Origin of the sequence: Psychroserpens luteolus (genome assembly GCF_021032705.1) — a bacterium.
Taxonomy (GTDB): domain Bacteria; phylum Bacteroidota; class Bacteroidia; order Flavobacteriales; family Flavobacteriaceae; genus Psychroserpens; species Psychroserpens luteolus.
Genome location: NZ_JAHVXI010000004.1, coordinates 234,787 through 260,614, shown reverse-complemented (window position 1 = coordinate 260,614; position 25,828 = coordinate 234,787). Strand labels below are relative to the sequence as shown.

Genomic DNA, 25,828 nt, shown 5'->3' with positions numbered 1-25,828 from the left:
GCGGCTTTTTTATTATACTTCTATTGCTAAAATCAACTTACTTGTCGCTCTAAAGCTATAAAATGTGTAGCTTCATCATTACCTATTGGGAAAATCTTGACCTCGCATTTGTATGGTGTTTTATCTTTCCTATAGTTAATAATAACCTCTGTAAAAGGAGTAATCGCATTAAGCTTTGCCCTAATTCTTTCTTTAGAGTCATTAGACGTTTCTGGTCCCTGTAAAAAACGCGGTGTTTTATTAAGAGCATCAACCTTAGAATATCCGGTCATAGCTGTAAAACCTTGATTAACCCATATTATTTTTTGGTCTATGTCTGTAATAAGTATGGCTTCAAATTGCTGTTCATTAAAAATAGCATTGATATCATTTTGCCAATTTAATTTTTTAGCCAATGATCTCACCTTAAGAATATCGTGTTCTCTCTGAGCTTTTTTCCTTTTTAACATTAAGCCATCACTATAAATATCCCAGCTCATTAGAGGCAATCTTTTTGATGAGTCATAATCAATTTTTGAAGAAATGTCCTCATACTCTTCTTTACTTAAAGATGACAAATACAGATCTAATGCCATCATATTTGATAAATTATTTTTCATTACTTCTAGGTATTCATTAGTTATAAATACTAAACAAAAAGAGCCATTCAAAAAGAATGGCTCTTTCATTTATAAACTTAGCGTAAACCCTATATTAATATTTCGCCCTCTGGTTGAATAACCAAATAACTCTTCATACGCTTCGTTTAAAACATTGTTCATATTTGCAAAAACCGTAAGCTTATCTTTCACTAATTTATGACTTACATAAAAATCGATTAAGCTATACGATTCTAGATTAACGCTTTCACTTTGAAACGTTGTACTGCTAAAAAATGCATCATCACGATCATCATTAAACTGATAGCTCAAACTCATAAACGTTTGTGTATTTAATTGATAGTTTAAAGCCGCGTTTATTTTTAATTCCGGAATTCTAAGATTTAAATCCTCATCTACTTTGGTATAGGTTCCATTAGCTCTAAGTTTTAATGTTCTTGTCAAAGCCACATCTGCGACAACCTCGACTCCGCTAGCCGTAAAATCATTGTCCGTATTTGTATATTGAAACATAAAATTTCCTTGATCTACAAAGTCAACAAAGTTCTCTTCAGAACGATTAAAATATACAACACTTACTGTAGCCTTGTCTTTAATGTCAACCTCTGCTCCTACTTCAATAGTGGTATTTTCTTCTGGTTCTAAATCACTATTTCCGAAGGAAGGTTCAAACAATTGATATAATGAAGGCGCAATATATGATGTACTGTAACTAGCCAATCCTTTGATATATCCAAAATTAAGTTCCTTTTTAAATGATGGATTCAAGCTGTACACCAAATGACTACCATACTCACTATGGTTGTTTAATCGTAGACCAGCATTTACATTTAACCCGAAATCTGAAACAAATACGACATTAGCATAAGGATCAATAATAGTATGGGTCGCATCTTCTGGGTCGATATCTTGAGCAAAAGCAGTACTTCCAAACGGAATTGAAAAACTTTCAATTTCATTTTGTTGAGCATTAACTCCCAAAACAGTATAAAACTTATCGCTAAAATTGTAACGGTTATATAGATCTCCTATAAAACTCTCTGCACTAAACTGGGTTGGAAAACTTGATTCTACCTCGCGTTCAACATTATTGTAAGCAACATTCAATGTAATGCTACCATTATTGTACTTGAACTCTGGCGAAATTCCTATTCTGTATTGATCTGTAACCGATAGATTATCGGCATCAGCAAAACCAAAGCCATCATCAAAGTCGGCTTTAAATGAATCAAAACTAGCATACGTCTGTACTTTAAATGCTTCTGAAAATTGATAACCTAACTTCACATAACCATTATAGGTATTAAAAGGATCGGATTCGTCCCCTACTGCAATTGCAGATAAACCATCCGTAAATTGATGTCCGAAACTAGCGAGATAACTAAAATCATCTAATGTACCATTTACAGACACACTATTTACAAAATTCTCAACAGCATAATTACTATCCTCCTGAGATTGATTGGTTCCAATCGTACTTCTCAAATTAACAGCAAAGGCATCTCTTGATGCTTCTTTCAATTTAATATTGATTACCGCTGTAGAAGCGCCACTACCATAAAGTGAGCTGGACGCTCCTTTTAAGATTTCGATACTCTCAACCTGATCTGCATTTAATAAACGAAGATCATAGTCGTTTGCGATTTGAGAGGCATCAGTAACAGCAATACCATCAATTAGTACCAATACTTGACGATTTCTTCCACCTCTGATAAAATAACTTAGGTTTTGTCCTGCGTTACTTTTCGTTCCGTTAATTTCAATACCTGCAGTAGCATTAATAATCTCTGCAATCGATTTGCCTTGTAGATTTTGAAGGTCTTTACGAGTGATTTTGGTAATGACCTTACCTGAGTTTTCTCGTTTTAATTTAAATTTAGAATCGGTAATAACCACCTCATCTAATTGCTCTATCTCTAGAGAGTCTGTTTGCTGTTGCGCAAAACCAGATGTAGCTAAACTAATAGCTAGCATGCTAAAAAGCATCGTTTTTTTGTTCATTGTAATGTTTAATTACTCGGAATAGCATGAATTACCACACCAAAACTTTTATCCCGAAAGTTTGACTTTTAATGTTTGAATTTGGCAGGTCTCCTGACTTGCGTCTTGCTATTGGTCTTCCCAGAAATACAATTTCCAGTGACATTGAAGGTAATAGCAAGCATAATAGCTTACAGTTGCGGGAACAGCTCTGGACTTTCACCAGATTCCCTTTTAATCTATTTAGATATACCAAATAGAACCTAAATTCGCAGCGAAATTAAACAATTTGTTTAATGATTCACTCAAAACTTTAAATAATATTACTTTTGACATATAAAATCACTGCTTTTGAAACAAGTTATCTACATTTTAATGGTCTTCATCATCGTATCTTGTAAAGAAGATAAAGGCTTATCAAGACAATTACCTCCTGCTGAAACAATAGAACAGCAAAAAAACAGTCATGCAGAAGGGTTTACTCTTATTAAAAATGACAATTATAGCATATTAACAATTTCTAACCCTTGGCCTAAAGCTGATAAAGTCTATAGATATGCATTAATTCCTAAAGAAAATGCATCTAAGATTACATTAAATAAAGATGATTTTGATGGTATGATTGTTACACCAGTTCAAAAGATTGTTGTGACTTCAACGACTCACATACCAGCATTGGAACTATTAGGCGTTGAACAAACCTTAGTAGGCTTTCCTGGTACTGATTATATTTCTTCGGAAAGAACGAGGACTCAAATTGACAATGGTGACATACGCGAACTTGGCAATAATGAAGGTATTAATACCGAAGTATTGTTAGAATTACGACCAGATGTGGTAGTAACCTTTGGTGTTGATGGCACCAATAAAACTATGGAAACCATTGAAAAAGCTGGAATTACTGTTATTTACAATGGTGATTGGGTTGAAAAATCACCGTTAGCTAAAGCCGAATGGATCAAGTTTTTTGGAGCGCTTTATCATAAAGAAAGTGAAGCCAAATCCATCTTTGACCAAATAGAAAAAGATTATTTAGAAGCCAAGTCCATTGCTGCAAAAGCAAGTAAAAAACCTACAGTGTTATGCGGAGCCATGTACAAAGATGTTTGGTATTTACCAAATGGCACAAGTCCGGAAGCTCAATTTTTAAATGATGCCAATGTTAATTATTTATGGAGCGAAACCAAAGAAACTGGCAGTATCGCCTTGAATTTTGAAGCCGTTTTTAACAAAGCTAAAACAGCAGAATTATGGTTGAGTCCTTCGTATTATTTAAGTTACGACGCTTTAGAAAAAGCGAACGCTCATTATACACAGTTTGATGCATTTCAAAATAAAAAAATCTATACTTTTTCTAATACAACAGGAAAAACAGGAGGTGTTTTGTATTATGAATTAGGTGCAGCACGACCAGATTTGGTACTCAAGGATATGATAAAAATTTGTCATCCAGAATTACTCACAGACTATAAAACGACTTTTTTTAAGCCACTAGATTAATTGAAAACCAAATATACATATTCATTTATAGGCCTATCAATAGCGCTATTGTTATGCTTCTTTGTGAATATTAGTTTGGGCTCGGTTAGTATTCCCATCAAAGACGTATTTAATAGTATTTTGGGGACTTCAGATAACGAAAATTGGCAATATATAATTCAAGATTATAGATTACCGAAAGCATTAACGGCTATTTTAGTAGGATCTGGTTTAGGAATTTCAGGATTATTAATGCAAACATTTTTTAGAAACCCATTAGCTGGGCCATTTGTATTAGGGATTAGTTCTGGTGCAAGCTTAGGTGTAGCGCTGGTTATTTTAGGTTCTGGATTATTTGGAGGTGCTTTTGCTACTGTTTTGATCTCAAAATGGAGTATTGTTATTGCAGCAATTTCTGGAAGTTTTCTAGTGCTTCTAGCAGTCTTGATTGTCTCCGCAAGAGTGAGAGATACCATGGCTATTTTAATTATTGGTTTGATGTTTGGAAGTATTACAGCTGCAGTGGTTAGTGTACTCTCCTATTTTAGTTCAGCAGAACAATTGCAACAGTATATTTTTTGGGGATTTGGAAGCTTAGGTAATTTATCATGGAATGAACTCTTTGTATTCTTCGGAATTTACCTCTTAGGTATGCTTCTTACTATATTTTCTATTAAAGCACTAAACACATTTCTATTGGGAGAAAATTATGCCAAAAGTTTAGGATTGAACATTAAGCAAAGTCGATTAGTTATTATTTTAGCAACAAGTCTATTAGCAGGAACTATAACAGCTTTTGCTGGACCTATTGCTTTTATAGGATTAGCCATTCCGCATATGACGCGTCAATTATTTCACACCTCAAATCATAAGATATTATTACCTGCTGTATTTTTATTTGGAGCGATTGTGATGCTTATTTGTGATAGTATTTCACAATTACCTACCAGTGATTATACACTACCTATTAATGCCATAACCTCTTTAATTGGAGCACCAGTAGTGGTGTGGCTCTTAGTTAGAAAACGTAAAATGATATTTTAAAGACACTAGTGACAGAACAAACGCAACATATCATCCTTGAAACTCACGATCTTTCTATAGGTTACCAATCTAAGAAAGCAACAGCTGTTATTGCCAGTGACATTAATATCGAATTGTATCAAGGTGAGCTTATTGGGTTAGTTGGCGCTAATGGTATTGGAAAATCTACGCTTTTGAGAACCTTAACATCCATACAACCTGCGTTATCTGGCACTATATCCTTAAGTAAAAAACCACTTAATGATTATACTTCAATAGAATTGGCAAAAACCATGAGCTTGGTGTTGACCGAACAACTTATGTCTAAAAATCTATCCGTTTTTGAACTTATAGCACTTGGTCGTCAACCCTATACTAATTGGGTTGGTAATCTCAGCGATCTAGATATCACTATCGTCAACCAATCCATTGCACAAACACATCTTTCAGACTTGAAACATCGCAAGTGTTTTGAATTAAGCGACGGGCAATTACAAAAAGTGATGATTGCTCGAGCATTAGCTCAAGATACCAATCTCATTATTTTGGATGAGCCAACCACACATTTAGATATGTATCACAAGGCTTATATTTTAAAGCTGCTCCAAAAATTAGCTAAAGACACCAATAAGACTATTCTTTTTTCATCACATGAAATCGATTTAGCCATTCAACTCTGCGATACCATGATTGTCATGACCAATGATGGTGTTATTTATGACTCGCCTTGTAACTTGATAGAACGTGGTGTTTTTGAAACTTTATTTCCTGATGATCTTATCGGTTTTGATGAAAAAACGGGAAGTTTTAGAGTGAAGAAATAAGTCGATAGTTTTCACTCATCCATAGTATCACTTAACACCTTTTCTTTTATCTTTGAGTAAATTTCTATTCACTTTATGAACGACAATCTTATTCTTATTCTAGCTATTGTTATCTCCGCAGCTATTGGTGCGTATTTAGGAATGCTTTTTATTAAACTGAAAAGTAAAAGTGAGCAGAGTACCTTAGAAGAACGTCAACATCAGATGAGTTCAACTATTGAAGATTTAAAGCAAAATCTATCAAAGTTAGAAAGTGAACGTGAAGATATAAGACGTGAAAAAGAGTTTTTAAATACCGAATTAGCTAGAAAAAATACAGAGTATGAGAACCTTCAGCAGCAAAACTTAAAGCGTGATGAAGAACTAGAAGAACGTCAAGAACAATTACGTAAAGATTTTGAACTGCTCGCTACAAAAATCCTTGATGAAAAATCGGAAAAGTTCACCCTTCAGAATAAAGAAAATATCAAGAATATCTTAAATCCGTTACAAGAAAAAATTCAAGTATTCGAGAAAAAAGTTGAAGATACTCAAAAGGAAAGTATCTCGATGCATTCGGCATTAAAAGAGCAGTTATTAGGTTTAAAAGACCTCAATCAACAAATGACTAAAGAAGCTACCAATTTAACAAAGGCCTTAAAAGGTGATAGTAAGATGCAAGGAAATTGGGGCGAATTGGTATTAGAGCGTGTGCTCGAAAAATCAGGTTTAGAAAAAGACAGGGAATATTATGTTCAGCAAAGTTTTACCTTACCTGATGGTACAAGAGTGCTTCCCGACGTGGTTTTGCATTTACCCGATAATAAGAAAATGATTATTGACAGTAAAGTGTCACTAACCGATTACGAACGTTATGTAAATGCTGAAGATGATGAACGTACGTTTCATTTAAAAGCGCATATCAGTTCCATTAGAAAGCATGTTGATCAACTATCTGAAAAGAACTATCAAGACTTGTACGATATTGAATCACCCGATTTCGTATTACTATTCATCCCGATAGAACCGGCTTTTGCTGTTGCCATAAATGAGGACAGTTCTTTATATAATAAAGCTTTTGAGAAAAATATTGTTATCGTAACGCCTGCAACACTTTTAGCAACGTTACGTACAATTGATACCATGTGGAATAATGAAAAGCAACAGCGTAATGCGATTGAAATTGCAAGGCAGGCTGGAGCACTTTATGACAAATTTGAAGGTTTAGTAAAAGACCTAACTGGAGTTGGTAAACGTATTGATGATGCCAAACGTGATTATTCATCGGCTATGAATAAATTAGTTGAAGGACGAGGCAACCTAATCACTAGTGTCGAAAAATTAAAAAAAATGGGTGCTAAAGCCAAGAAATCTTTACCCGAAGCCATTGTCAAACGCGCAAAAAGTAGCGAATAATACAATTATGACATACAAAACGATAGACTCCTCACGAATTAGCATTTCCGAATTAATGCAACCATCACATTCTAATTTTGGCGGGAAAATTCATGGAGGCTATATTTTGAACTTGATGGACCAAATTGCTTTTGCTTGTGCCTCTAAACATTCTGAAACTTACTGTGTAACCGCTTCTGTAGATACGGTCGATTTTTTAAATCCGATAGAAATTGGTGAGCTTGTTACAATGAAAGCTTCTATAAATTATGTTGGACGCACTTCAATGGTTGTTGGGATTCGTGTGGAAGCCGAGAATATTAGAACTGGACATGTAAAGCACTGTAATTCGTCGTATTTCACGATGGTGGCCAAAGATGATAATGGCAACAGTATTGAAGTTCCAGGCTTAATCGTAAATGATAAAACTGAAGTAAAACGGTTTCTAAAATCTATTAAACGAATTGAAACCAAACACTCACGACAAAAAGAATTTGACAGTGAAGACTTTTCGCATATCGATTACCTAGATGATCTAAAAAGGTATCGTGTTAAAATAGAACTTCCAGACCATTATCAAAAGTGAACCCTCAACACAGCATTTGGTGTTATTCCTAATGAATTTTGCAGTGTTTCACTCACATTATCATTTGTAATTCTATAAAAATTATTGATTTGATTGGTTCGGTCTAAAACGTTCCATATCGAAACCCCTAAATCTGCTTTAGTCTTTTTCCATAGCTTAACATCATACAAAGCAGAAACATCCACTCTCAAATAATCGTTCAATCTGCTTGAATTAGTATCTTCAAAATTGATCGCGTTGTCACTAATTTCATTACCAACTATTGGTCGCGTTGTTGGACGACCAGAATGCCAATTGATCCCAGCCGACAATCTTAAACGGTCCATGGTATAAGCAGCTCCAAAAGTAATAGCATGAGTGATATCAAAATTATTTGGAAACCTATCTTCTGGAAGTAACTCAAAACTATAATTGCTATCCATATAAGCATAACTCAGCCATGTTGTAAAGTCTTTAATTTGCTTTCTCAAAATAATATCTGCACCAAACGTGTCATAATCACCTCTAGTTTTTATAAACTCATATTGATTTTGAAACCCTTGACTTTGTGTCGTAATGCCTTTTACATATTTATAATAGGCATCTGCACTAAGCAACCAACCTTTTTTACTGAAACTCAAACCCAGTGATACTTGCTTACTTCTAATTACTGGAATATCAGCATCGTTAGACAATTGCCAACGTCTTTTTTCAATACCTAAAAAATCATTTTGGAAATTAATAATTTGAGACGTGTTTTGATGCTTGAATTCACCCAAAAGTTCTACTGAAAAGTTATTTAAAAACTTATGGTTAAATGCCAGTCTTGGCTCTAGTATATGCTTTCTAAACTTATCAATATAATTATGTCGTAATCCGAAATTTAAGTTTGTTTTCCTATCGGACGATCTATAATTTAACTGGGAGAACAAGGCATGAGTTCGTACAACTTCAGACACTAACAATCGAAAACGCGGCGTATCAACATCATCTAAGTTTGTAACCTTGGTCTCTACAAAATGATAACCATTCAACCATTGTAAGTTATCATGTACCTTGTAATTAGTCATTAATTTCAAGCTTGTTTCCGATATGCTATTCTCTTGTTGAAATCGTTGTTCTTCAATGATATTAGCATTATTAGATTTTAACTTATAGTCGGTTTCATAAACTTCAAAAGTGGTTTGCCATGCATCGTTCCAAATTCTCTTGTACTGCAAAGCTCCTGCAATACTGTTTTGTCTCAAACTACTTCGGCGAGATGTTTCCATACCACTAATTGTAGAGTTTTCATTAAATCGTAACTCGTTATTGGCATTTAAAAAATTGAGCTGTAACTGATCCTTATCTGAAATCGTATACAACCAGCGTAAAGACATGTCATAAAAATCAAATTCCTGATTGGAATTCAAAATATCATTCGCATTAGTCTCCACTTCTGTATCCTGAGCGATTCTATCAAAAAAATTGGTATATGTTGGAGTTTCTGCGAAATCACTTGTTGATTTTCGAGCAGCAATTTGCAGAGATGATGTGTCTCCTAACGGTATATCAGCAAAGCCATTAGCATCAATAAAATTAACACCCAAACTTCCTTTAAATGTATCGTTGATTTCAGTGTCAGTTTCCATAGAAATTGTACCCGAAACACCATCGGTAAGCATCGTTTCAGTACCATTTTTCAAAACACTTACCTGTTGCGTGATTTGCGGATTAAACATTGAAATCAAACCAAAGAAATGCCCAGATTGATACATTTTTATGCCATCCCAAAGGATTAAGTTTTGATCGTGCGCACCACCTCTTATATTAATATTTGACACGGTTTCATTAATACTCTGGATTCCTGGGAAAGCCTGTACTGCCTGTAAAACATCGGTATCTATCAATCCAGGTAGAATATCAAACTCTGAAAAATCAATTTCATAAGAACCATTGTTCAGTTTATTAATTCCCTTAACGATATATTTTGATACTAGTATTTCTGATAATTGTTGCAACTCAAAAGGCGACTCTTTTAACTGTACCAGAATAAAAGTACCATCTAAGTTTTGGAATGAAAATTTAGTATTGACTTCGAGATATGACAAAACTTGAGTTAAGGTCAACTCTTTGGAAGGTGGTATTATTGTTATACCCTCAAGGTCTGATTCGGCATAATTAAATTGAATATTGTATATCTCTTGAAGCTGAACAAACACATCAGTTAATGGCAATTGTTCTTTAGTCTCTTGAGCATTAATCTCAAAAGAGCATATAAAAAAGAGGATCCATAAAAAATATAACTTATTTTTTATTGCCATGAATTACGACGTCATTTGATGCATTAATTTTATAGCTCAGACCCATTGGCTGTGTTATAGATAAGAGGGCATTTTCAATATTATCATGCATAAATCCTCCTGTGAATAATCGATTAGCATCTATATTGTCTACTGTAATCTTAATATCATATTGTCGTTCCATTTCAGCAATAACCAGATCAAAGGGAACAGCCTTAAACGCACTTTTATTTTGAGTCCATTGCGGTTTCAAAAATGGTGTTGTATCTGAAGCATAATCATCACCTAATCGTCTATAGGTGTCTCCTGCAAAGAGTTTTTTTGTCACATCTCCCGATGTAACTTGAACAATCCCTTCATAACAGTGCACTTCAAAATAATTAAAACGTTGTTTTACATTAAACTCTGTACCTACAACAGTCACTAGCCCTTGAGAAGTAATGACATCGAATGTTTTTCCTTTAGCTACTTTAAAATACGCTTCACCATCTAAAGTTAAGCGCCTATTAGTATTCCAGGTTTTTTCATTGTATTCTATTTGAGAACCCGAATTTAATATAACCTCTGATTGGTCTGGAAGCTCTATGATAGTTTGCTCACTCGCCAAAGTTTGTATACGTGTAGGATAGTTGTAAAAAAATGTAAAATAAGCACCAAAAGCAATGACCAAAACACTAGCTATTCTTAACATTGGTTTAAACCAATTTAACTTTTTAGTTTTAGTACGTTTAGCATCATAAGTTGATTTAAAATCATTGAAAGATTCTGGTTCCGAAAAGTTAGATGCCTTAAAATGTTTCGCACCATCTAAAATAGCTTGATGCAATGCAAAATCATCTCCTTGCTCAAAAGCTTGTCTTTCGGCAGGAGTTAATTCATCATTTAACCACTTTTTGATGTTGTCTTCTTTATTCATAAATCTATTTACACTTATATAACAACTTCATTTCTATTTTTCCTTATTATTTTATTTTAAATCCTTCTAATTCCTTTTTCAATATATTGAAAGCACTATAAATACGATATTCGACCACTTTTCTAGTAACACCGAGAAAATCGGCAATTTCACTATGTTTCTTTCCTTCGACTTTATTTAATAAAAAAGCAACACGCTGCTCTTCGGTTAAACTTTCCAATACCTTTTTATAACGCTGAAGAAATTGTTCCTGCTCTAAAACAAATTCTGGTGTCTCATTTGTATGTGCTTTTGGAGCATTTTTTTGATGATTGAGCACCACTTTTTGATGTTTAATATCATTAAGTACCATATTATTAGCAACAGTAAATAAAAATGATTTGGCTTTACTTAGAGTTACCTTTTTACAGTTATCCCAAAGTTTAATAAAAGCGTCTTGAGCTTTATCACTTGGATTAAATTGTTCTCCATATTTATAATACAAGAAATCATGCAGATCTTTTGAATATGTATTATACACATACTCAAAAACTTTAGCTTCACAGATGTCTTCGTTAAGATCTCTAGACAAGGAGTTTTATTTTAGTTTTTAAAGGTAAATAAAAATTTATTTTAAAATCTCAGGAGTTTTCAAACTTGAGTTGTTATATATTAAATTGCATTAGAAATATACAAATGCAAAATTATGAAAGCAACAATTAGATTCATATTCGTTTTTATTTTTTCTTCAATGATGACATTAACATCATGTAGAAAAGAAGAGACGGAGTTTATTGAAACTCCTCCAGAAGATGTTTTACAACCAAATTCTTTAGTCGCTAATTTGTTACAACGAACAGCTTCAAATGACGGTTCTAACGATAATATTTTAGATCTCGCTAATTGTTTTAATATCAAATTACCAGTTAACGTAACAGCAAATTCAATAAACGTAGAAATCACTAATGAGAATGACTATTATTTAGTTGAAACCATTTTTGATGAGGATTATGATGACATAGACGCGTTAGAAATTAATTTTCCTATTACTATAGTTAATTCAGATTATACTGAAGTTTCTATTAATTCTATGAGTGAATTAAATGCCAACGCGAGCAATTGTAATGGCGAAAATATAAGCGATAACGATATTGAGTGTATCGATTTTGTGTATCCATTTACGGCTTCAAAATTCAATCCGCTTAACGAGTTAATTTCTACAGAAACATTGACTAACGACAATGAACTCTATGATTATATTGAAGCTATAACTCCAGATGATATTACGAGTATTGATTTTCCGATTTCGGTTGTGCTTTCTGATGATTCGCAAATGACAATAAACTCATTAACCGAACTTGAAAACATAATTACTAATGAACAAAACTCATGTGATGAGGATGATGATTATGACTATAATGATGACGACTGCAATCACTGCACTCAAGAATTATTAGAAGACTTTCTAACAGGTTGCCAAAATTGGTATACGGATAAAGTAAGACAAGATAATATAGATTACAATGATGTATATGATGGCTACGATTTCAATTTCTTTGAAGACGGTACAATTACTGTGTTTTGGAATATGACTTCGGCAAATGGCACTTGGTCTACTGTAGGCACAGGAAATAACATGTCAGTTCTTATCAATATTCCTGCACTCACATTTTGTAATAATAATTGGAGTCTTCAAGAGATAATTAATGATAATGGATTAAATAAAATCGATCTTAGACTTAATGAAGAAGATCGGTTACGGTATAGAAATACTTGTAATTAATATATAACTGAAAAAGAAAAATTAAAAGGGTGATGATTCATAATTAGGGATTATAAATTGTTAAGATTAAGCTGCTTTAACTCATACCTGTTGAAGCAGTTTATACCCAATCAAAAAAAGTAACCATGCGCAAACGAATTATCATTCTCATCATCTTAATTATTGGAATTATAATAGGCTATAATTACATCTACCAAGATCATAGAGACATAGAAAATGAGGTTACCAAATATGAAATAACTAGTGAAGATATTACTTCGAGTTTTTCAAAAAACCCTACAGAAGCTGAAACTAAATACCTCAATACTACCATTGAGGTTGCTGGTAAAATTTCTGAGAGCGATAATACTTCAATCACATTAGATGACAAAGTGTTTTGTCAGTTTACAAATAATATTCAAAACGCGGTTAAAGTAGATTCTAAAATAAGAATAAAAGGACGTGTTATTGGTTACGACGATCTTTTAGAGCAAGTTAAATTAGACCAATGCAGCATTTTAAATTAATAAATCACTAACAATAAATTATTATGAAAACAAATTACTTTTTTACAACTATTTTCACACTTCTATTCTCAGTGTTTATAGCTCAGCAAACTTATGCCCAAATTAAAATTTTATCGGTAGATCCTGCTGGAGATACAGTTACCATGAAAAATTTTGGTGGCTCAACAGTCGATATTGCATCTTATAGATTGTGCTCACTTTTCTCTTATAGAACCTTATCCAGCCAAACTACTGTAGTTAGTGGTTCGTTAAACTTAGCTGCAAATGCAGAAGTAACAGTATCTGCACCAAACTTTTTAAGCTTAAGTACCTCTGCTGCCGACTTAGGGTTATATCTTCCTACAGGTAATTTTTCACAACCTACAAGTATGGTTGATTTCATGCAATGGGGAGCTGGAGGTCTCGGACGCGAGAATGTAGCTGTCTCAAAGGGAATTTGGACTGCTGGAACTTTTGTAAATGTAAACCCTCCATATGCATTTACCGGAACTGCAACAGATTTTGGTGTAAATTTTTGGGATACGCTTTTAAGCGTAGACGATTTTGAAACGTCTAGTTTTGACGTGTTCCCAAATCCAACAAGCTCTATTTTACATATAGAACTCACTTCTGGAGCTTCTGGCTTAACATATCAGGTGTTTGATATTCTAGGAAAGCAGATTGTAGCTGAAACTTTAGGAACTGAAAACTTATCTCAAATTGATGTCTCTAACTGGAACAGTGGACTGTACCTTATTAAGCTTTCAAACGGAGATAAAACAGAAACAAAACGCTTTATCAAACAATAAAGCAATAATCGTAAAGCCAAATGCATCACGTATTTGGCTTTAAATAAAATATCATGCTATGGATTCTTAGTAATTCGACACTTTTAGGTGCTGGAATACGATGCATTAAAAACTAAAACAGGCCAACAACACCAACGTAATATTTTAAACAATTGACTATGAAAAATTTATTCATACTACTATTCCTTGTGCCAATTTTAACGGTAGCTCAAGATGATTTACTAAATGAAATTGATACTGAAGATACTAATAATGACTACGCTACAGCAGCATTTAAAGGTTTAAAAGTTGTGAATTTTGAATCTACAAAACTTGTAGCAAAACAAGAATTTACACTTATTGTATCACATAGATTTGGAAGTATTGAAAACGGGTTTGACAGCTTTTTTGGCTTAGATGACGCAGTAACACGACTAAACTTTGTCTATGGCATTTCAGATGGTTTTAATGTTGGTGTTTCACGTAGCTCTTTTCAAAAAATTTACCAAGCCTCTGTCAAGTATAGATTATTAAGGCAACAGGAAAATGGATTTCCTTTTACAATTGTTGGGTTTAATGCTATTCTTATTAATACAGGTCTTGAAAAAGATAATTTACCAAAGTTAGAATTTATAGACCGTTTAGGATATACAACGCAACTTATTATATCTCGTAAAGTAAATACCAACTTTTCAGTAGAGTTGGTACCTACGTTCTTTCATGATAATTATGTACAGCAAAATAATCAGGATAATTCCCAGTTCGCTTTAGGTTTAGGAACGCGCTATAAACTATCAAAACGCTGGTCTATTAATGCTGATTATGGCTGGCATCTTAACAGAGCAGATAATTCACCTTTCAAGAATCCGTTATCTATTGGCTTTGACTTGGAAACAGGAGGACATGTATTTCAAATGCATTTCTCAAATGCTCAAGCCATGAACGCTAATGGATTTTTAGGGCAAGCTACAGGTGATTGGACCGATGGCAATATTTATTTTGGCTTTAACCTTAGTCGTGTATTTTAAACTAAAAAAATTAAACAAATGAAATATCCACATAAACTTTGCATTATATACATTTTAATATGCTTTGGTTGCAGTAATACAAGTGAAGAGGACTTGATAGATGCTACACCAATTCCTACAACAGTGACCTATATTGATAATGTAAAATCTATTATTGACAATAACTGCATATCCTGTCATAGTGATCCTCCAATAAATGGCGCTCCAATTTCATTGGTCACCTTTGACAACGTAAAAAATGCTGTTGAAAACAATGGTTTAATTGATCGCATTTCGTCTAATGATCAAGGTTTTTTAATGCCTTTTGGAGGACCACGTTTACCACAAAACCTTATAGACCTCGTCGTGCAATGGGAAGCCGACGGATTACTTGAAGAATAAACATAAATCTATTATAAAATGAAAAAAATCATATATCTAGTTGCTTTTGTCTGTATACATATGACAGCACAAAATAAGTTTATCACAAAAACTGGAGTTATCAATTTTGAAGCCTCTGTACCTGCTTTTGAGGAAGTCGCTGCAAAGAATAATTCGGTAACCGCAATTATTAACACTGAAAATGGAGAGTTTGCAGCTTTGGCCTTAGTTAAAGGGTTTCGGTTTAAGAATGCACTAATGGAAGAACATTTCAATGAAAATTACGCAGAGTCTGATCAATTTCCTAAAGCAACTTTTAAAGGAAAAATTGATGATTTCGATTTGAAAAAAGACACTTCTACTTATAATATTGAAGGCTCTTTAACTTTTCACGGAAAAACGAAAGCCTTGAAAGATCTAGCAATAACTATCAATATTAAAGAGAATACCATAATTATGAGTGGGAAGTTTATTGCCAAAGCATCAGACTTTGACATTGATATCCCAAAAATTGTGAGGAATAAAATTGCGGAGGATGTAATGGTATCTTTTGAATTTGAGCTAAACAAAAAATAAAGACCATCGGTTTAGGATGGCCTATTCATAAATATTTTAGTTGGTCATATTTATTGCTTGATAAATCGTTTGGTTTGGGTAACATCATCGCTTGTAACTCTAACAATATAAACGCCAGTATTCCATTTACTAACATCTATAGATAAGTTTTGAATACCACTTATTTCTTTTTCAATAACTTTTTTACCTAGTAAATCAAACACTCTAAGCGTTGCATTTTCAACGCTACCAGGAATTTCTATATTAAGGTTCAATGAAGCAGGATTAGGCGAAATTGTGAATTTATTGATCTCGTCAAAGTCATCTACTCCAAGTAATGTATCCCAAAATGTCACTCCTGCATCTGCCGACCCTCCAGTGAATTCATAAGGAGCTGCTACATTAATAAATGTTCCTGCAGTCCAAAAACCATTAGCTACAGCTTGAGCTTCTCTACCAATACCACCAGCTCCCCATTGTGTGAAATCAATCATATTCGCAGCTACACCAAAGCCTCCTGTTGGTAGATATAATCCCAAATCAGAAGAGGCATCTGTTAAAACATTACCATTTGAAAACGATACGGTAACCTCTACTTCCGCATTTGGTGCAAAATTAACGAGATCACCACTTAATAAGGTCATACTACTCAATGCATTGTAAGAAAACCTAGCACAAAGTCTATATGCAGAGATATCTTCAGTAGTAGCACCAAAATTTTTGATTTTTACTCTTTCTGTAGCAGGATCTACCTCAACAATTCTAAATTGAGCATTAGCATTTTGAATAGAGAATCCAAAACAAAAAAGCAGAATAAGTAGATAAAAAGTGTATTTTTTTCTCATAATATTTCAATTATAAATGAGTTAGGCTTCAACAAGTTAGTGATTTTTTCAATTGGTTTTCGAAAAATTAACAAAATAAAAAGACCCATTAATTAAAAATTAATGGGTCTTTTTATATTTTTTTTAAGGCTTATTGCTTCACAAAGCGTTTGGTTATCGTTTGTTTCTCATTTGACACTCTCACCAAATATACTCCTGAATTCCAATTAGATACATCTATTGACGATTCTAAGGCGCTTAAACTTTTAGAATATACTTTTTTACCTAAAACATTGTAAACAGCTACATTTGCATTGTCTAAAACATTAGATAATTTGATGTTTAATTTAGAAGATGCTGGATTAGGAGAAATCTCAAAATCATTTTGAATTTGAACATCTTGAGTACTTAACGTAGTAGATGCTGTGATATTGTCTATTCCTATTGTTGCTTCAATTGCATTAACCGCAGTACTCCATGCAGGAGTATCATTGCTTAAAATACGCATTGCATTTACATTTGATAAGGCATCACTAACAGAGGATGAACCAGAAATAACGGTAAAATCAGTTGTAGAAATAGGAATTGTTATTGATGTCCAACCAGAACCTGCCGCAACAGCCACAGCATTAGTTGTACAAATTCTTGTTCCACTACCTTGGAATGCCACTCTTAAATTTAAATCATTAATTGTAACATTAACATCCATTTTGATAGCAATGATTCCTTCAGAAATATAGTTTGATCCCCATTGAGACGAACCGCCTGCATTGAATATAACCATCTTACTTGCAACCATTCCATTCATCCCGTTTGATGAATATGTCAAGAAATTATCACCAGCACCATTTGGGCCTCCATCACTAACATTCATAGGCATATCGTCAGGCCCTGCTGCTCCACCAATGGCCCAATTTTGAGTTGTTCCATCCTCGAAGTCATCTACTTGACCTGCCATAACTTGAGACAAAGCAATTGAAGATGTTAGTAATAAGGATAAAAAAAGTAGTTTTGTTTTCATACGTTTATCTTTTCAATTAAAATCTACTGCTAGTCTTATATAAGATTAACAAAAATGATTCCAACATTAGCAATTTTTCAAATTTTAAGCTAAAATAGTAATTAAAAGGCGATTAAGACAAGCCGTTTATCGAAAAAAAATAACTTATTTACTCAAATACATTTTACGTCTCGAATACAAGTTGTAAAACTCATCATCTTTTAAACTATCAATAAATAGGATACTTTCTCCTGTACTCTTCATCTCTGGCCCTAATTTTTTATTCACGTTAGGAAACTTATTAAATGAAAATACTGGTTGTTTAATAGCATAACCTTCCAAATGCGGTTTAAAATCAAAATCGGTAACTTTTTTCTCACCTAGCATAACTTTAGTCGCATAATTTACATAAGGTTCACCATAAGCTTTTGCAATAAAAGGCACTGTTCTCGATGCTCTTGGATTCGCTTCAATAATATATACCATATCATCTTTTACTGCAAATTGAATATTAATTAACCCAACAGTGTTTAATGCTAATGCAATCTTTTTGGTATGATCTTTAATTTGTTGCATCACAAACTCTCCTAAATTAAAAGGGGGTAATGTTGCATTACTATCTCCAGAATGGATACCACAAGGCTCAATATGTTCCATAATACCAATGATGTATACATTTTCACCATCGCAAATGGCATCAGCTTCTGCTTCAATAGCACCATCTAAATAGTGATCTAGTAATAGTTTATTATCAGGCATTTTTCGAAGTAAATCAACGACATGCTCTTCTAATTCCTTTCTATTAATGACAATCTTCATCCCTTGACCTCCAAGTACATATGATGGTCTCACTAAAATCGGGAAGTCCAATTTATCAGCAACTGCTAGAGCTTCGTCGGCAGTTGAAGCCGTATCAAATTCTGGATAAGGAATGTTATTTTCTTTAAGTAGTGTTGAAAAACTTCCTCTATCTTCAGCCAAATCTAAAGACTGATAAGTTGTTCCAATAATTTTAATGCCATATCTGTCTAGTTTTTCTGCCAATTTTAATGCAGTTTGACCACCTAACTGAACAATAACACCTTCTGGTTTTTCATGACGAATAATATCGTAGATATGTTCCCAAAATACAGGTTCAAAATACAATTTATCAGCAATATCAAAATCTGTTGAAACCGTTTCAGGGTTACAGTTAATCATAATTGTTTCGTAACCACACTCAGCACTTGCCAATACACCATGAACACAACAATAATCAAACTCAATCCCTTGTCCGATTCGATTTGGACCAGATCCTAGAACAATGATTTTCTTTTTATCAGAAACAACACTTTCATTAGCTGAAAATTTCTTTCCATTTGGTGTTTCAACTTCATTTTCGAAGGTAGAATAGTAATATGGTGTTTGTGCCTTGAACTCAGCAGCACAAGTATCCACTAATTTATAAACACGATTAATATTGAATTCGTCTCTTTTATTATACACTTGACTTTCTAAGCATTTAAGCATATGAGCAATTTGACGATCACCATATCCTTTTTGCTTAGCTTCAAGTAGTAAGTCACGCTCAATAGTATCTATAGTAAATGTTGAAATCTCTTTTTCTAAGTGATACAGTTCTTCATACTGTTTTAAGAACCACATATCAATTTTAGTAATTTCATGAATTCTACTTAGCGGAATTCCCATTTGAATCGCATCATAAATGGCAAACACGCGATCCCAACTAGCATAAGTGAGTTTATCAATAATCTGTTGGTAATCTTTATATCCTTTTCCGTCAGCACCTAAGCCATTACGTTTAATTTCCAAGGATTGCGTGGCTTTATGCAATGCCTCTTGAAATGAACGCCCTATCGCCATAACCTCACCAACAGCTTTCATTTGAAGACCTAAGCGTCTGTCTGAGCCTTCAAATTTATCAAAGTTCCAACGTGGAATCTTAACGACTACATAATCTAATGTTGGTTCAAACAACGCCGACGTTGAACCAGTAATTTGATTACTTAACTCATCTAATGTATATCCAATAGCCAATTTTGCAGCAACTTTAGCAATAGGATATCCTGTTGCTTTACTTGCCAACGCAGAAGAACGTGATACACGTGGATTGATTTCAATAGCAATAATATCTTCTTTATCGTCTGGACTTACTGCAAACTGCACATTACATCCACCAGCAAAATCACCAATACTACGCATCATATGTATTGCCATATCACGCATTTTCTGGAATGTTTTATCCGAAAGTGTCATCGCTGGAGCCACTGTAATAGAATCTCCAGTATGTATACCCATTGGATCCATGTTTTCGATAGTACAGATAATAACGACATTATCATTTTTATCTCTTAAAAGCTCAAGCTCATATTCTTTCCAACCAATTAAAGCCTTATCTATCATCACTTCGTGTATTGGAGACACCTCCAACCCGCGAGTTAACAACTCATCAAAATCTTCTTCTTTATATACAAAAGATGCACCAGCTCCTCCTAAAGTATAGGATGCTCTAATCACTAAAGGAAATCCAAATTCTTGTGCAATTTCTTTTCCTTTTAAATAAGAATTAGCTGTAGCTTGAGGTGCCATACCAACACCTATCTTAAGCATTAACTCTCTAAATTGTTCACGATCTTCAGTTATGTTAATGGCATCGATATCAACACCTATGATATCAACATCAAAATCAGACCAAATTCCTTTTTCATCAGCTTCAATACATAAATTCAAAGCTGTTTGCCCTCCCATTGTTGGTAAAACAGCATCAATTTGTGGATGCTCTTTTAATACTTTAATAATTGATTTGGTAGTTAATGGTAACAGATACACATGGTCAGCCATGGTTGGATCTGTCATAATTGTAGCAGGGTTAGAATTGATAAGTATAGTTTCAATTCCATCTTCGCGAAGCGAGCGTAAGGCTTGTGTTCCAGAATAATCAAACTCACATGCTTGACCGATAATTATAGGTCCTGAACCTATAATTAGAATAGACTTTAATTTTTCGTTCTTTGGCATTTTTGGTTTTTTAAGTGTTCAAAAATAGGTAACATATAGGTACAAAAAAAGGTGTTACACCTAAGTAACACCCTTAAAATATTAACAATTGTTAATCATTATCTTTTATGTCTTGTTTCAGATGATACAGACAATTTCTTTCTTCCTTTAGCTCTTCTACGTGCTAAAACTTTTCTTCCGTTTACAGAAGCCATTCTTTCTCTGAAACCGTGCTTGTTCCTTCTCTTTCTTTTTGACGGTTGAAACGTTCTTTTTGGCATTGTCTTATATTTTTATAAACTAATATTCTTTTTTATAAATTGAGAGCTGTCTCAAAACTGGGTGCAAATATACAAAGAGTTTTTACTTTGACAAATCTAAATATAAAATTATTTTAGATATTTATATCAGCTTATATTCTAGCAACAAATTGACAAAAAATTAGTTTCTTTGTAAATCGAAAAAAGAGGAACAAAATGAAGTTTAATATATTACGGTTTTTAGTCGCATTTTTGGTGATTATAAACGTCTCAACTGCACAAACCAACTTAGTTTATAATCTCAAAATAGGAGATCAATTTAAGGTGCAGCAAACTGCTAATCAGGATATTGTACAAGACATGAATGGTCAAAAACATGAGATGACCAATCTTATAGAAGGTGATTTCACATTTACAATTGAAGCTGTCAATGATAGTTTATATACGATCAAATTTAAGTTTGACCGTTTTAAAATGGAATCTAAATCTAACCTTGCAGGCGCTATTATGTCTGTAAATACTTTAGATCCAGTAGCTGAAGATGACATTGAAGGAAGAATATTCGCCCAACTCATCAATACTGATCTTATTATGGAAATGTATAAAAATGGTAAAATTAAGTCTATTGAAGGTGCTGAGGCCTTAATTGATAAAATGGTAAATGCTGTTGGTGATATTGATGAATTTACAAAAGAAGTTATGAAAGAAGGAATGCGAGGAGAATTTAGCAACGAAAGCCTCGCTAAAAGTTTTGAACAGATGACCTACATCTACCCTTCTACAGAAACCAAGAAAGGGGATTCGTGGAATAATACATTTGAAGGTGATTTATCTGCTGAAAATACTTGGACACTAGATGACATAAAAAAAGACGATGTCATGATCAGTGGAGTTAGTACAATTACCTTTAAAACTAATGATGAAGATGTCGAAATGAATTTGGCTGGAGATATGACTAGTACTATTATTACATCGTTAGAAACTGGATTTGTGAAATCCATGTCCAGCAAATCTGTTGCAACAGGCAACTCCATCATGCATAAAACGAATGCTATGAAGTTACCAACATCAATTACTACAAACGTTACTTACAAAATAGAAAAACATGTTCAATAAAAACATAAAACTTGTCATTGCTGGATTAATAATAGCTTATGCCGTATATCAATTTATTGAAGGCTACATTGGCAATGGTATCATGTACATATTACTATCGCTTATTTTTATCTTTTTATATTTTAAAAACGAGTTTATCCTACTGGCTTTTTTAAAACTAAGGAAACAAGATTTTGAAGGTGCCAAAAATTGGTTGAATAAAATCAAAAATCCATCAAGTGCTCTTGTGAAAAAACAGGAAGGATACTATAACTATCTTCATGGTGTTATGGTATCACAAACCAATATGAACGAAGCAGAAAAGTACTTTAAAAAAGCACTAGGCTTAGGATTGTCAATGGATCATGACGTAGCGATGGCAAAATTAAACCTAGCCGGAATTGCCTTTAGTAAGCGTCGACCAATTGAAGCAAAACAATTGCTCAATGAAGCTCAAAAACTTGATAAAAGAGGAATCTTGACCGAACAAATTAAAATGATGAAAGATGGGATGAAAAAGTCCCAAGGTCCAAAGCAACACTACGGAAATCGTAATATGAGACGACGTTAAACCCTCTCTTTCAGATGTATTTCATCGATGTTTTGCTAAAAAACGCTTCGTTTCTCCACGATTTTGACTTTTTAACGACTTTTTTTGATGCCATTTTGCAGGCTTAATAAATTTGTAACTTATTAACCTACAAAAGATTAGACATGCGAGTTTATAGTTGTATACTAATGTTTGCATGTATGTTTTTAGCATTCCCTCAACAGCAAAAAATATACTTCGATACCCAAATCGCCAAACATTTAAAAGCATATAGGACTAAGTCTGAGGTTGCTATTCAAAATGGTGACAACATTTATGCTGGGTTTTTGTTTGATTCTATTTTTAATAATTACCTAAAGCATAGCTATATTAGAGATATCTCCCTAAACAAAGTAAAAGGGGGCTCCTTAAAAACGTCGGCTCTCGACAAACCTTTTCTTTTAATTACTAAATCTTCTTGGGAACAAATTAATCTGGAAGAGATCAATGAAATTAACCGAATGTCAAAACTCTATAAAGATCAAATTGACATAATAATTTTGTTTTGGGATACAAAAACTAAAGCTAAGGCGCTTTCTAAGAACTATAATTCTAATGTTATAATCACCTATGTTGATGAACGCAAGAATAATTCAAACCACATTATTGCAACATTTAAGCACTCCTTTGGAGCGCCAGCATGTTTCTACATTTCAGAAGAAAAACAACTCGTTCGAATTGACAAGAAATTTACTATAGTTAAGGATGAAAACAGATCTGAAGTAGCATTTAACGTAATCCATGAAAAGATCAAATGGTTGCTTTTCAAAGAAGAGCCTAATTCCGAGGGTCTTATTATTTCTACTCTTAATTAATTACAAAGGCTATCCATTAAGGCTTTACTGAGTAATAGCCTTCTTTAGGAATATCTATAAAATACTTTTTTCTGGATGCATTGTTAAGCTTAGGCTCTCTTAACCAAGGATTGTGAATTTTCAATATTTTATAATTAATTCCGAAGCGCTCTGCAAATTTTGTAAAGTCGGTAACGACAGTATCTACTTCCACTTTGTAGGTTGGAATCGTTTTGTAAAGATCTTCCGAAGTAAAGTTAAAACCATATTTTTTAGGATGATTTAGAATCTCTTTAAGCGCTACAATTCTAAAGAGATAACGCCCTGTCTCCTCACCTAACAATAAATCGTAATAATTAGATACACCTTGCTCTTTTAATCGTCTAGAAACACCTGCATTACCTGCATTGTATGCTGCTGCTGCCAATGTCCACGATCCCAAGTTCTTTTTAGATCTCAATAAGTATTTACAAGCCACTTCTGTAGCCTTTTCCAAATGATAACGCTCATCAACATTACTATTAATCTCTAATCCATTCTCTCTACCTGTTGTTTTCATAATTTGCCAAACACCTCGTGCTCCTGCAGGAGATACAGCATTGGTTAGTCCACTTTCAATAACAGCTAAATACTTAAAATCTTCAGGAATTCCATTCTTTTTTAAGATAGGTTCGATGATTGGAAAATACTTCTCGGCACGTTTAAACATTAATAGACCATTAGATTGCCAATAGGTATTGACAAGTAATTCTCTATCCATTCGTTCTAATATATCAGGATCTTGTAAAGGCATCTCTTCCCCTGCAAAATTCAAATCGTCAGGCACAGAAATGGCATATACGTTATAATCGTTAATCACTTTAGTAGGCTCGACTACCTCTTGATCTGAAGGTGATTTTTCTGCCTGAACTGCAAATATAAACAGCCCAGAAACACAGATAAGGCCAATTGTTGCTAAAATATTCTTAATCATTGTCATATTCATTTTATTTAGGGAACAGTCATTTAATCGACTGCTAGTCAAATGTATAAAATTAAATCGTTGGTTTCAAGCTAGTCTAAAATTAGTTTTGGTAAATTTTCGTTAAACCATTTATACTTATTGATGACCATAATATGAGATCCGCCTTTAATAACAATACAATCGCCTGCACATGAATGTGGAAAAACAGCATCTTTATCCCCATGGATATAAATAGCTTTTTCATTGGGCACTTCTTGATTCCATTCGATTACATTTTCAATAGCCCAGTCTAAATATTGCTTATCACTTACCGATAAATACTTTTTATATAATTCAATACGCTTAGTAATCGTTTCACCAAACGCGTATTTTGCTAAAAAGTCAATATTACCAACCAATTGCGTGGGTAATAGCTTGTAGGCCTTGGTATACTTCATAAGCTTCATACGTTTAGGCAACTCATGTTTTGATTTTACGCTAGATACGACGAACAGCTTTCGCAAACTCATATACTTACTCATCTCTTGGACTAGAATACCACCAAAAGACACTCCCAATAACACAATGTCTTCATGCTTAATATTTGCAATCATACGTTTGGCATAAGACTCCAGAGATTCTTTTTTATGAGGAATCATCCATTCTAACCAATGTACCTCAAATTGCTCTTCTGGGAGTTTTATATGTTCAAATATCGTTGGGTTGGCTGCCATTCCTGGCATAAGATATACATGTATAATTTCTTGCTGCATAAGTGTTTAAAATAAAGACGCTTTAATATGTGTGATATTTTTCGTAAATTTGCACTACAAAACTATACAAAAGTATAGTTCCACCCTACCGACCATTGAATTAAATACAAATTATTATGATTGATGCTGCTGAATTAACAGACAATGACTTTTTACGCCAATTCGAATTAAAAGTAGACGGTGAACTTGCCAAAATTGAGTATTCTTTACAAGATCGAAAAATCTTTTTAACAAAACTTATCATTCCAGACGGTATAACAAACGATGAATTTGAAGAGGAGTTTTTAACACTCGTTTTTGAGAACATAGCAGAACGCAACATAAGTGTTGTGCCAACAAGTCCAGAAATCGCAAAATTTATAAGGCGACATCGAAAATATAAAAAGATGCTACCTGTAGGTATTAGAATATAAGATAGAAGCCAAAACAAATGTTTTGGCTTTTTTATTCGTCCTTAAAATAGCTCGTATTTCTACCTGTTTTAATAAACACAGGGTTATACGCTAAGCCTAAATAACAGAGTCCATTATATT

Annotated in this window: 26 protein-coding genes and 1 riboswitch; of the genes, 15 read left to right on the top strand and 11 right to left on the bottom strand. The window is 33.5% G+C overall.

All coding sequences use genetic code 11. From position 1 onward, the window contains the following. Positions 1 to 32 precede the first annotated feature (32 nt). Positions 33 to 599 carry a PAS domain-containing protein gene (locus KWG70_RS12140; protein ID WP_230936306.1) on the bottom strand — a complete coding sequence of 189 codons (567 nt, stop codon included), beginning with the start codon at positions 597 to 599 and terminating at the stop codon, positions 33 to 35. A gap of 69 nt (positions 600 to 668) precedes the next feature. Further along, complete coding sequence (locus KWG70_RS12135) at positions 669 to 2,600, bottom strand: TonB-dependent receptor plug domain-containing protein (RefSeq protein WP_230936305.1); 1,932 nt, start codon at positions 2,598 to 2,600, stop codon at positions 669 to 671. A gap of 66 nt (positions 2,601 to 2,666) precedes the next feature. Beyond that, a riboswitch (cobalamin riboswitch) is annotated at positions 2,667 to 2,862 on the bottom strand. A 68-nt stretch (positions 2,863 to 2,930) separates the two neighbouring features. Between KWG70_RS12135 and KWG70_RS12130 the strand changes: the two genes are divergently transcribed. The 5 genes from KWG70_RS12130 to KWG70_RS12110 all read left to right on the top strand — a co-directional run bounded on the left by KWG70_RS12130 (position 2,931) and on the right by KWG70_RS12110 (position 7,865). After that, on the top strand, positions 2,931 to 4,079 hold the full coding sequence (locus tag KWG70_RS12130) for an ABC transporter substrate-binding protein (protein WP_230936304.1): 1,149 nt from the start codon (positions 2,931 to 2,933) through the stop codon (positions 4,077 to 4,079). After that, positions 4,080 to 5,102 (top strand): FecCD family ABC transporter permease, encoded by a 1,023-nt coding sequence (locus KWG70_RS12125; protein ID WP_230936303.1) that lies wholly within the window; start codon positions 4,080 to 4,082, stop codon positions 5,100 to 5,102. It begins immediately after the preceding gene. An 8-nt stretch (positions 5,103 to 5,110) separates the two neighbouring features. After that, a complete protein-coding gene (locus KWG70_RS12120) occupies positions 5,111 to 5,905 on the top strand; it encodes an ABC transporter ATP-binding protein (protein ID WP_230936302.1) in 795 nt (264 codons plus the stop codon). Between the two features lie 75 nt (positions 5,906 to 5,980). Then, positions 5,981 to 7,300, top strand: a complete 1,320-nt coding sequence (gene rmuC, locus KWG70_RS12115; RefSeq protein WP_230936301.1) for a DNA recombination protein RmuC — start codon at positions 5,981 to 5,983, stop codon at positions 7,298 to 7,300. A gap of 7 nt (positions 7,301 to 7,307) precedes the next feature. After that, the gene (locus tag KWG70_RS12110; RefSeq protein ID WP_230936300.1) at positions 7,308 to 7,865 is read left to right on the top strand and encodes an acyl-CoA thioesterase; all 558 of its coding nucleotides are present in this window, start codon (positions 7,308 to 7,310) and stop codon (positions 7,863 to 7,865) included. Here the strand turns inward: KWG70_RS12110 and KWG70_RS12105 are convergent. Genes KWG70_RS12105 through KWG70_RS12095 form a run of 3 tightly spaced genes read right to left on the bottom strand, consistent with a single transcriptional unit; the run spans position 7,856 to position 11,613 of the window. Next, positions 7,856 to 10,147, bottom strand: coding sequence for a TonB-dependent receptor plug domain-containing protein (locus KWG70_RS12105; RefSeq protein ID WP_230936299.1), 2,292 nt, complete (start codon positions 10,145 to 10,147; stop codon positions 7,856 to 7,858). The two genes, KWG70_RS12110 and KWG70_RS12105, sit on opposite strands and share 10 nt — an antisense overlap. Continuing rightward, on the bottom strand, positions 10,131 to 11,042 hold the full coding sequence (locus KWG70_RS12100; RefSeq protein WP_230936298.1) for a FecR family protein: 912 nt from the start codon (positions 11,040 to 11,042) through the stop codon (positions 10,131 to 10,133). Before KWG70_RS12100 ends, KWG70_RS12105 begins: the two co-directional genes overlap by 17 nt. A gap of 46 nt (positions 11,043 to 11,088) precedes the next feature. After that, positions 11,089 to 11,613 (bottom strand): RNA polymerase sigma factor, encoded by a 525-nt coding sequence (locus tag KWG70_RS12095; RefSeq protein WP_230936297.1) that lies wholly within the window; start codon positions 11,611 to 11,613, stop codon positions 11,089 to 11,091. Between the two features lie 114 nt (positions 11,614 to 11,727). On the opposite strand from KWG70_RS12095, the gene KWG70_RS12090 reads away from it, so the two are divergent. The 6 genes from KWG70_RS12090 to KWG70_RS12065 all read left to right on the top strand — a co-directional run bounded on the left by KWG70_RS12090 (position 11,728) and on the right by KWG70_RS12065 (position 16,041). Beyond that, positions 11,728 to 12,804 carry a hypothetical protein gene (locus KWG70_RS12090; RefSeq protein WP_230936296.1) on the top strand — a complete coding sequence of 359 codons (1,077 nt, stop codon included), beginning with the start codon at positions 11,728 to 11,730 and terminating at the stop codon, positions 12,802 to 12,804. 125 nt (positions 12,805 to 12,929) lie between these two features. After that, positions 12,930 to 13,310, top strand: a complete 381-nt coding sequence (locus tag KWG70_RS12085; RefSeq protein WP_230936295.1) for an OB-fold putative lipoprotein — start codon at positions 12,930 to 12,932, stop codon at positions 13,308 to 13,310. A 23-nt stretch (positions 13,311 to 13,333) separates the two neighbouring features. Further along, positions 13,334 to 14,098, top strand: coding sequence for a T9SS type A sorting domain-containing protein (locus KWG70_RS12080; protein WP_230936294.1), 765 nt, complete (start codon positions 13,334 to 13,336; stop codon positions 14,096 to 14,098). A 158-nt stretch (positions 14,099 to 14,256) separates the two neighbouring features. Beyond that, entirely contained in the window at positions 14,257 to 15,105 is an 849-nt protein-coding gene (locus KWG70_RS12075; RefSeq protein WP_230936293.1) for a DUF5777 family beta-barrel protein, read from the top strand. A gap of 18 nt (positions 15,106 to 15,123) precedes the next feature. Beyond that, on the top strand, positions 15,124 to 15,486 hold the full coding sequence (locus tag KWG70_RS12070) for a hypothetical protein (RefSeq protein ID WP_230936292.1): 363 nt from the start codon (positions 15,124 to 15,126) through the stop codon (positions 15,484 to 15,486). 18 nt (positions 15,487 to 15,504) lie between these two features. After that, a complete protein-coding gene (locus tag KWG70_RS12065; protein ID WP_230936291.1) occupies positions 15,505 to 16,041 on the top strand; it encodes a YceI family protein in 537 nt (178 codons plus the stop codon). A 50-nt stretch (positions 16,042 to 16,091) separates the two neighbouring features. Here the strand turns inward: KWG70_RS12065 and KWG70_RS12060 are convergent, their stop codons facing one another. The 4 genes from KWG70_RS12060 to rpmH form a co-directional block, all read right to left on the bottom strand. Next, entirely contained in the window at positions 16,092 to 16,865 is a 774-nt protein-coding gene (locus KWG70_RS12060; protein ID WP_230936290.1) for a T9SS type A sorting domain-containing protein, read from the bottom strand. A 130-nt stretch (positions 16,866 to 16,995) separates the two neighbouring features. Continuing rightward, complete coding sequence (locus tag KWG70_RS12055; protein WP_230936289.1) at positions 16,996 to 17,865, bottom strand: T9SS type A sorting domain-containing protein; 870 nt, start codon at positions 17,863 to 17,865, stop codon at positions 16,996 to 16,998. Between the two features lie 144 nt (positions 17,866 to 18,009). After that, complete coding sequence (carB, locus tag KWG70_RS12050; RefSeq protein ID WP_230936288.1) at positions 18,010 to 20,862, bottom strand: carbamoyl-phosphate synthase large subunit; 2,853 nt, start codon at positions 20,860 to 20,862, stop codon at positions 18,010 to 18,012. A gap of 98 nt (positions 20,863 to 20,960) precedes the next feature. Continuing rightward, on the bottom strand, positions 20,961 to 21,122 hold the full coding sequence (gene rpmH, locus KWG70_RS12045) for a 50S ribosomal protein L34 (protein WP_028873397.1): 162 nt from the start codon (positions 21,120 to 21,122) through the stop codon (positions 20,961 to 20,963). A gap of 195 nt (positions 21,123 to 21,317) precedes the next feature. On the opposite strand from rpmH, the gene KWG70_RS12040 reads away from it, so the two are divergent. The 3 genes from KWG70_RS12040 (at position 21,318) to KWG70_RS12030 (ending at position 23,600) form a co-directional block, all read left to right on the top strand. Continuing rightward, positions 21,318 to 22,217: a DUF6263 family protein gene (locus KWG70_RS12040; RefSeq protein ID WP_230936287.1), complete on the top strand. Its 900-nt coding sequence runs from the start codon at positions 21,318 to 21,320 to the stop codon at positions 22,215 to 22,217. Next, positions 22,207 to 22,767 (top strand): DUF2892 domain-containing protein, encoded by a 561-nt coding sequence (locus KWG70_RS12035; protein ID WP_230936286.1) that lies wholly within the window; start codon positions 22,207 to 22,209, stop codon positions 22,765 to 22,767. The genes KWG70_RS12040 and KWG70_RS12035 overlap by 11 nt, the downstream gene beginning before the upstream one ends. Before the next feature lie 179 nt (positions 22,768 to 22,946). Next, positions 22,947 to 23,600 (top strand): hypothetical protein, encoded by a 654-nt coding sequence (locus KWG70_RS12030; RefSeq protein ID WP_230936285.1) that lies wholly within the window; start codon positions 22,947 to 22,949, stop codon positions 23,598 to 23,600. Positions 23,601 to 23,616: 16 nt separating this feature from the next. On the opposite strand, the gene KWG70_RS12025 is transcribed toward KWG70_RS12030, so the two are convergent. Both KWG70_RS12025 and KWG70_RS12020 read right to left on the bottom strand, forming a co-directional pair. Further along, the gene (locus tag KWG70_RS12025; protein ID WP_230936284.1) at positions 23,617 to 24,558 is read right to left on the bottom strand and encodes a lytic transglycosylase domain-containing protein; all 942 of its coding nucleotides are present in this window, start codon (positions 24,556 to 24,558) and stop codon (positions 23,617 to 23,619) included. 74 nt (positions 24,559 to 24,632) lie between these two features. Then, positions 24,633 to 25,295 (bottom strand): alpha/beta hydrolase, encoded by a 663-nt coding sequence (locus tag KWG70_RS12020; RefSeq protein ID WP_230936283.1) that lies wholly within the window; start codon positions 25,293 to 25,295, stop codon positions 24,633 to 24,635. 116 nt (positions 25,296 to 25,411) lie between these two features. On the opposite strand from KWG70_RS12020, the gene KWG70_RS12015 reads away from it, so the two are divergent. After that, the gene (locus KWG70_RS12015) at positions 25,412 to 25,708 is read left to right on the top strand and encodes a GNAT family N-acetyltransferase (RefSeq protein WP_230936282.1); all 297 of its coding nucleotides are present in this window, start codon (positions 25,412 to 25,414) and stop codon (positions 25,706 to 25,708) included. Positions 25,709 to 25,828 lie beyond the last annotated feature (120 nt).